We start from the raw sequence: 7,722 nt of genomic DNA on the forward strand, positions 1-7,722 counted from the left end.
TGTCCCTCCGCGCCGCGACTCATGCCCCGTCGATGCGTTCGGTCAGCTGGCGGTCTCCGCGGTCGCCCGGGACTCGGCGTCGGCCTTGGCCGGCTCCGCCTTGGCCGGCGCGGCGGCCTGCTGCTGGGCCGGAACGCCCGGCACGATCCCGGCCAGGCCGGAGAGCATCTGGCCGAGCTGCGAGGTGACCGCGTCCTTCTGGCGGGTGAGGTCCTCCACCTCGCGGCGGGCCGCCTGGGTGGTCAGGTCCGCCTCGGTGCGCGCCTCGGTGAGCAGCCGCTTCGCCTCGGCCTTGGCCTCGTTGAGGGTCTTCTCGGCCAACGCCTTGGCCTTGTCGACGGTGTCGTTGGCGGTGCGCTCGGACTCGACCCGGCGGGCCTCGGCGCGCTGCTCGATCTCCTTGGCCCGCTCCTGGGCGGCCCGCGCCCGCTGCTCGGCCTCGCCGACCAGCTTCTGGGTCTGCGCCACCTGGGCGGCGTGCCGCTCCGACTCCTCGCGCTCGGCCTTCTCCCGCCGCTCGGCGAGCTGGAGCTCCAGCGCCTGGAGGTCCTTGTCCCGCTTGTCGCGGGCGTCGGTGAGCAGCTTGGTGGCCTCGGCGCGCTTCTCCTCGGCCTCCCGCGCGGCCTTCGCCCGCTGCTGGGTGATCTCCCGCTCGGCGGTGGCGCGCAGGGTGGCGACCTCCCGCTCGACGGTGGACTTCAGCTCCGCCACCTCGTGCGCGGTGACCGTACGCAGCTGCTTGGTCTCCCGGTCGGCGTCGGCGCGCAGCGTGTCGGCCTCCCGACGGGCCTGCACCCGGGCCTCGGCGGCCTCCCGCTCGGCGGCGGTGCGGACGGTGCCGGCCTCCCGCTCGGCGGTGGCCTTCATCGCGGCGGCCTCGGCGCGCGCCTTGTCGGTGATCTCCCGCGCCTCCAGCCGGGCAGCGGAGAGGATCCCTTCCGACTCGCGCTTGGCCTCGTTGCGGTGGTCGTTGGCCTGCTCCTCGGCCAGCCGCAGGATCTGCTCGACCCGGGTGCCGAGACCCGAGAGGGTCGGCCGGCTGTTCTCCTCGAGCTGCTTGTTGGTGTCGGTGAGCTTCTGCTCGAGCGCGGCCTGCCGCTGCTCGGCCTGGCGGAGCCGACGCTGGGCGTCGTTCATCCGCTGCTCGGCCTCGGCGCGGGCCTGCTCCGACTGGGTCAGCGCGGCCGTCATCCGACCGAGGAAGTCGTCGACCTGGTGGGTGTTGTATCCACGCAGGCCCACCGTGAAGTCGGGCTGCGAGTTCGCGTTATCGAAGAACGCGAGAGGGGAGGACTGCTGCTGGGGCATTGGGACATACTTGCAGACCCCCCGGGGTCGTTCGCAAGAGCGGTGCCGAGCTTTCGTGTCCTCTTTACATGGTCCACCGGGTCGTACCGGCGGCCGGCACCAAACGGCGATCTTGGCAGGTCCGGGCGGCCCCACCGCCGCTACCGCCCGCTATCCCGGCAGTGTCCGCCTCTTTCCCCGCCGCCCCCGAAATGCCACCCCCACACAATGCCCCCACCGCCCCCCGGAAACGCCAATCCGACCCCCTCCCTCCCACGCCCTACCCTCGCCCCGCTCCCACCCTCGCCCCGCCCCGGTGATCAAGAGGTTTGCGTCAGGTCTGGAGATCGAGATGACGCAAACCTCTTGATCAACACGGAAGGGGTGGGGGTGGGGACGCGGGGAGAGGACAGTGTCAGTGGGGGGTGTCGGCGGGTTGGACGAGTTCGATGAGGACGCCGCCGGCGGCCTTGGGGTGGACGAAGTTGACCCGGGAGTTGGCGGTGCCGCGCTTCGGGGTGTCGTAGAGCAGCCGTACGCCGCGCTCGCGCAGGATCGCGCAGGCCGCGTCGATGTCGGCGACCGTGTACGCCACCTGCTGCACCCCGGGGCCGTTGCGGTCGAGGAACTTGGCGATGGTCGACTCCGGCGACAACGGGGCGAGCAGCTGCACGCAGCCGCCCTCGGCGGTCGGGCCCACGGCCATCATCGCCTCGCGTACGCCCTGCTCGGTGTTGGTCTCCTCGTGTATGCAGCGCATCCCGAAGGTGCGCTGATAGAAGTCGATCGCGGCGTCCAGGTCGGCGACCGCGACCCCGACGTGGTCGATACGGCGCAGCCCGATGTCTGTGACGTAGTCGGCAGCGGGCTCGACGGGGGAGTTCTCAGCCATGACGCTAGTCTGGCCGAACAGCCGTTAAGGCGTACAGCTCGGTACCCCCCTCGGAGGCAGACAGTGGCATCGGTCATCGTCAGCGGCGCGCGGACCCCGATGGGCCGGCTGCTGGGCAACCTGAAGGACCTGCCGGCGACGAAACTCGGCGGCATCGCGATCAAGGCGGCGCTGGAGCGCGCCGGGGTCGCCCCGGACCAGGTGCAGTACGTGATCATGGGCCAGGTGCTCCAGGCCGGTGCCGGGCAGATCCCCGCCCGGCAGGCGGCGGTGGAGGCGGGCGTCCCGATGTCGGTGCCGGCGCTGACCATCAACAAGGTGTGCCTCTCCGGCCTGGACGCGATCGCCCTGGCCGACCAGCTCATCCGGGCCGGCGAGTTCGACATCGTGGTGGCCGGTGGCATGGAGTCGATGACCAACGCCCCGCACCTGCTGCTCGGCCAGCGCGCCGGTTACAAGTACGGCGACGTGACGATCAAGGACCACATGGCCCACGACGGGCTCAGTGACGCCTGGGACTGCTGCTCGATGGGCGAGTCCACCGAGCGGCTCGGCGCACGGCACGGCATCACCCGCGAGGAGCAGGACGCGTTCGCGGCGGCCAGCCACCAGCGGGCCGCCGCCGCCCAGAAGAACGGCCACTTCGCCGACGAGATCACCCCGGTGGTCATCCCGCAGCGCAAGGGCGACCCGCTGGTGATCAGCGAGGACGAGGGCATCCGGCCGGACACCACCGCCGAGTCGCTGGCCAAGCTGCGCCCGGCGTTCGCCAAGGACGGCACGATCACCGCCGGCACCTCGTCGCCGATCTCGGACGGCGCGGCGGCCGTGGTCGTGATGAGCAAGGCCAAGGCGAACGAGCTGGGCCTGGCCTGGCTGGCCGAGGTCGGCGCGCACGGCAACGTGGCGGGCCCGGACAATTCCCTGCACTCGCAGCCGTCCAACGCCATCCAGCACGCCCTGAAGAAGGGTGGCCTGAGCATCGACGACCTCGACCTCATCGAGATCAACGAGGCGTTCGCCCAGGTCGGCATCCAGTCCGCGCGGGACCTCGGGGTCGGCGCCGACAAGATCAACGTCAACGGCGGCGCCATCGCGCTGGGGCACCCGATCGGCATGTCCGGTGCCCGGCTGGTGCTCACCCTCGCGCTGGAGCTGAAGCGGCGCGGCGGCGGTACCGGCGCGGCGGCACTCTGCGGCGGTGGCGGCCAGGGCGACGCCCTGATCATCCACGTGCCGGCCGACGCCCAGGGCTGACCCGCGCCCCGGGTCTGCGAGCGTGGGGAGCGACAGGGGTTGGCGAGCCCCGTAGTCGTGACCGAAGGTGGCTCGGTGGTGAGCGCGAGGAGTGAGCGGGGTTTGCGAGCCGCGTGGTCGTGGGGCGAAGGTGGCTCGGTGGTGAGCGCGAGGAGTGAGCGGGGTTTGCGAGCCCCGCAGTCGTGAGCGAAGGTGGCCCAGTGACTGTCGAGAACGCCCCCGCCCCGACCGCTGTCCCGGTTCGTCGTAGTCGGGACGTACCGATGCTGGTGGCCCGGGCGCGCGAGGGTGACCCCCGGGCGGTGGCCCGGCTGATCACCCTGGTGGAGTCCGGTGACGAGGTGCTGCCGCAGGTGGCGGCGGCGCTCGCGCCGTACGCCGGGCAGGCCCAGGTGGTCGGGTTGACCGGTTCCCCGGGGGTGGGCAAGTCGACCACCACCAACGAGCTGGTGCGGGCGTTGCGGGCGGGCGGGCACCGGGTCGGGGTGCTGGCCATCGACCCGTCCAGCCCGTTCACCGGCGGGGCGATCCTCGGCGACCGGGTCCGGATGCAGGACCACGCCACCGACCCGGGCGTCTACATCAGGTCGATGTCCAGCCGGGGTCACCTCGGCGGGCTGTCCGCGGCGACCCCGCAGGCGGTCCGGGTGCTGGAGGGTGCCGGCTGCGACGTGGTGCTGGTGGAGACGGTCGGGGTCGGCCAGGCCGAGGTGGAGGTGGCGTCGCTCGCCGACACCACGCTGGTGCTGCTCGCCCCCGGCATGGGTGACGCGATCCAGGCGGTCAAGGCCGGCATCCTGGAGATCGCCGACGTCTTCGTGGTCAACAAGGCCGATCGGGACGGCGCGGACAACACCGTCCGCGACATCCAGGGCATGATCGCGCTGGGCGAGCGCGGGCCGGGGCAGTGGCGTCCGCAGGTGGTCCGGTCGGTCGCCGCGCGCGGCGAGGGGATCGACGACATCGCCGCCGCGATCGACAAGCACCGGGCCTGGCTGGAGCAGCACGACGAGCTGCGCCGCCGCCGGGAGAAGCGGGCCGCCGCCGAGATCGAGGCGATCGCGCTGGGCATCCTGCGTGCCCGCATCGGTTCCCTGCGCGACGGTACGGAGCTGCCGGCGCTCGCCGCGAAGGTCGCCGAGGGGGCGCTGGACCCGTACGCGGCGGCGGACGAGCTGTTGGCCCAGATCAGCTCCTGACCGGGCCTGCGGGCCGGACACCACCCGCCCCTTTTCGGGGGACGTATTGCTGCTCTTGAATGCCGTGATGTACGCGTGTATACAGGAACGGTGAAACTGATCTCGGGCCCGGGCACATTCTGTGCGCCCGGGGCGCGGTCTCCGAACCGAGGAAGGGAAGGAACACCGTGACCAGGATCGGAACAATGGCCACCCGGCTCGGCGTCTCCGGCGCGCTCGTCGTCGGCGCCGTGTCGCTGACGTTGGCGACGACGGCGGCCGCCGCGAGCGCCGGCTCGGTGAGCGGCGGGTGGTTCACCAACAGCACCGCCTGTTACCAGGCCGGCAGCAATGCGGTCGAGCTGCCGAATTCGCGGTACCGCGACTATGCCTGCAACTATTCCGCCAGCCACAACCCGCACTGGCACCTGGTCCTCTACACCTGATCCGGACCGCGCCGTCGCGGAATGGGAACGACCATTGCGCCGGCCGCCGCCGGTGGTGTGGTCAGTCGGTCGGTTGCCGCAGGTACGGCTCCAGCAGCCCGCGCGCGAGCGAACGGGCCTTGGCCTCCCCGACACCGTTCTCGATCATGTGGGAGGCGGTGTAGACGATCGCCTGGATGAGTTCGGCGGTGCCGGCCGGGTCGGGCGCGCCGTGCTCGGCGAGGGCCTCCACGAGCGGGGCGCGTAACTGTTCGTGGAGGCGACGGCTGGGTTCGGCGAGCGCTTCCGGGGAGGCGATCGCCGACAGCCCGCGGAAGACCGCGTGTTCGCCCTTGGCGACCAGATGGAGGTTGGCCGCCACGTAGGCGAGGACCCGGTCGCCGGGGGTGCTGGCCCGGCGCATCCGCTGCGTCACGTAGGTCGACCAGCGGGGGAGCAGGTCCACGATGACCGCGTCGAGCAGGTCGGTGCGGGATTTGAAGTACTGGTAGACGCTCGGACGCGCCAGGCCTGTCCGCGCGGCGACCGCGGCCAGGCTCGGCGCTTCCGACCCACCTTCGGCGAGGATCGACCGGGCGGCGTCCAGGATCGCCGCGCGTTGCCGGGCACGGTGCTCGGCGACGGTGGCTGCCTGGATCTTCGGCACCGGCGGATCCTTCGGTCAGGCTGGCGTGAGTTTCCCGTCAATCATCTCGTACACCGTGTCGCAGTGCCGCAGGACGTCCTGGTCGTGGGTGACCATGACGGTCGCGACGCTGTGCTCCCGGGTCTCCCGGGCGAGCAGTTCGACGACCTCGTGGCTGCGTACCCGGTCCAGTGCGGCGGTGGGCTCGTCGACCAGCAGCAGCCGGGGGTTGGTGACCAGGGCGCGGGCGATGCCCACCCGCTGACGCTCGCCACCGGAGAGCTGGTGGGGTCGCCGGTCGGCCTTGCCGGCCATGCCCACCTCGGCCAGCAGGGTGCGCGGGTCGCGTGGGGTGCCGTTCGTCACCGGGCCGAACCGGGTCGGCAGCCGGAGCTGGTCCACGGCGGTCAGCGCCGGGAGCAGGTTGCCCGACTGGAACACGAAGCCGACGCTTTCGCGCCGCAGCGTCGTGCGGGCCCGGCGGTTGGCCACCGCCATGTCCCGCCCGGCCACCCGGACCGAGCCGGACGTCGGCACGCTCAACCCGCCGGCGACGGCCAGCAGGCTCGACTTGCCGGCACCTGAGGGGCCGACCACGGCGACGAACTCGCCGGGTGCGACGGTGAGCGAGACCCCGTCCAGCGCGAGCACGGTGTCCTCACCGTCGCCGAAGCGCAGGCAGACGTCCCGCATGTGCAGCCCGTCGAGCTGACGCGCGGCCGGGTCACCCGTGCCGGCCGCCGATCCGGGGTTGTCGGTGTGCGTGCTCATCGGTTCGCTCCCAACGCCGTCAACGGGTCCACCGCGGTGATCCGGATGATCGCCGCGACCGCTCCCAGCAGACCGAGCACGATCAACAGCAGGCTCGCCCCGGCGACCGCGGACGCCTCCAGGGCGAACGGGACACCGCCGCCGCCGATCAGGCTGCCCAGCCCGACACCGGCGGCGACGCCGACACCGGCGGAGAGGAGCAGCAGGATCAGCGCCTGGGTCAGCCCGTCCCGCAGCAGGAACCGGGTCGGTGCGCCCATCGCCCGCATCACGGCGATCTCGTGCTTGCGCTGGATCGTCCAGACGGTGAAGAACGCCCCCACGACCAGCGCGGAGATCGCGTACAGGAAGTACTGGATCAGCTTGAGCGTGGAGGTCTCCGCGGTGTACCCGGGTGAGGCGCCGAACGACTCGTCGAGCGTCATGCTCTGGGTGCCCGCCGCCTGGTCGCCGCCCGCGAGGTCGACGTCCGCGCCCGGCCTGGCCTGCACCGCGACCGCCGTGATCTCGGTGTGGACGTGCGCCGGGACCGGGTCGTCCGGTCCGAGCCCGGCGCGGATCTCCTGCCAGGTACGCAGCGGGACGTAGCCCACGTCGACGTGCCCGAACGTGTGCTGGCCGGGCAGGACGCCGATGACCGTGAGGGTGGTGCCGACCCGGTCGACCGTGAGGGTGTCACCGACCCGCAGTCCGGCGTCGACGGCGGTCCGGCTGACCACGATCCCGCCCGGCGCGCCGAGCCGGTCGCCCTCGCTGACCTGGGGGGAGAGGAACGATTCGGGCTGTACGCCGAAGAGCGCCAGGTCGATCTCGACGCCCGATCCGCTCTTGGCGTTGGCCAGCGTGTTGCCGTACGCGGTGGCCCGCGCCACGTCGGGCCGGCCGGCCCAGGTGTCGACCGCCTTCATGTCGATCACGCTGCGGGAGAACGCCGAGTCGCGTTGGACGCCGTCGGCGAACGCGAACGAGGTCACCGGCAGTCGTTGCAGGCCGGACACCCCGTCGTTGACCAGCCCCACGGAGAGCCCGGACAGCAGCACCACCAGTACGGCGATGAGGGCGATCACCGCCCCCATCAGCCCGAACCGGGCACGGGCGAACCGAAGCTCGCGGACAGCTAGGAACATGAGCCCCACCCGGACCCGAATTTTATCGACATCATGTCAGCATGTTAGCAACACCATGTCGGCATGCTCGCGCATCATCGCTGCCCACCACCTCCGCCCCGCGCCCACCCTGCCCTCGTCTCCCTCCCGCCTGCCCCGG

At 72.0% G+C, this 7,722-nt stretch carries 8 protein-coding genes; 3 read left to right on the top strand and 5 right to left on the bottom strand.

Features of this window, described 5'->3' with window-relative positions; translation table 11 throughout:
* Positions 1-42: 42 nt before the first annotated feature.
* Together ACOJTC_RS14655 and mce are read right to left on the bottom strand one after the other, a co-directional pair.
* Positions 43-1,308 carry a DivIVA domain-containing protein gene (locus ACOJTC_RS14655; RefSeq protein WP_088642764.1) on the bottom strand — a complete coding sequence of 422 codons (1,266 nt, stop codon included), beginning with the start codon at positions 1,306-1,308 and terminating at the stop codon, positions 43-45.
* A gap of 394 nt (positions 1,309-1,702) precedes the next feature.
* Positions 1,703-2,179, bottom strand: coding sequence for a methylmalonyl-CoA epimerase (mce, locus tag ACOJTC_RS14660; protein WP_204928127.1), 477 nt, complete (start codon positions 2,177-2,179; stop codon positions 1,703-1,705).
* A gap of 63 nt (positions 2,180-2,242) precedes the next feature.
* Between mce and ACOJTC_RS14665 the strand changes: the two genes are divergently transcribed.
* From ACOJTC_RS14665 to ACOJTC_RS14675, 3 genes are all read left to right on the top strand, one after another.
* On the top strand, positions 2,243-3,436 hold the full coding sequence (locus tag ACOJTC_RS14665; protein WP_420117278.1) for an acetyl-CoA C-acetyltransferase: 1,194 nt from the start codon (positions 2,243-2,245) through the stop codon (positions 3,434-3,436).
* Between the two features lie 263 nt (positions 3,437-3,699).
* A complete protein-coding gene (gene meaB, locus ACOJTC_RS14670; RefSeq protein ID WP_357928123.1) occupies positions 3,700-4,635 on the top strand; it encodes a methylmalonyl Co-A mutase-associated GTPase MeaB in 936 nt (311 codons plus the stop codon).
* 167 nt (positions 4,636-4,802) lie between these two features.
* Positions 4,803-5,060: a hypothetical protein gene (locus ACOJTC_RS14675; RefSeq protein WP_357927944.1), complete on the top strand. Its 258-nt coding sequence runs from the start codon at positions 4,803-4,805 to the stop codon at positions 5,058-5,060.
* Between the two features lie 61 nt (positions 5,061-5,121).
* Here the strand turns inward: ACOJTC_RS14675 and ACOJTC_RS14680 are convergent, their stop codons facing one another.
* Genes ACOJTC_RS14680 through ACOJTC_RS14690 form a run of 3 tightly spaced genes read right to left on the bottom strand, consistent with a single transcriptional unit; the run spans position 5,122 to position 7,583 of the window.
* A complete protein-coding gene (locus ACOJTC_RS14680; RefSeq protein WP_420117279.1) occupies positions 5,122-5,706 on the bottom strand; it encodes a TetR/AcrR family transcriptional regulator in 585 nt (194 codons plus the stop codon).
* Positions 5,707-5,721: 15 nt separating this feature from the next.
* Complete coding sequence (locus ACOJTC_RS14685) at positions 5,722-6,456, bottom strand: ABC transporter ATP-binding protein (protein WP_420117280.1); 735 nt, start codon at positions 6,454-6,456, stop codon at positions 5,722-5,724.
* On the bottom strand, positions 6,453-7,583 hold the full coding sequence (locus ACOJTC_RS14690; protein ID WP_420117281.1) for an FtsX-like permease family protein: 1,131 nt from the start codon (positions 7,581-7,583) through the stop codon (positions 6,453-6,455). Before ACOJTC_RS14690 ends, ACOJTC_RS14685 begins: the two co-directional genes overlap by 4 nt.
* Positions 7,584-7,722 lie beyond the last annotated feature (139 nt).

This window comes from Micromonospora sp., from assembly GCF_048594385.1.
Taxonomy (GTDB): Bacteria; Actinomycetota; Actinomycetes; order Mycobacteriales; family Micromonosporaceae; genus Micromonospora; species Micromonospora wenchangensis.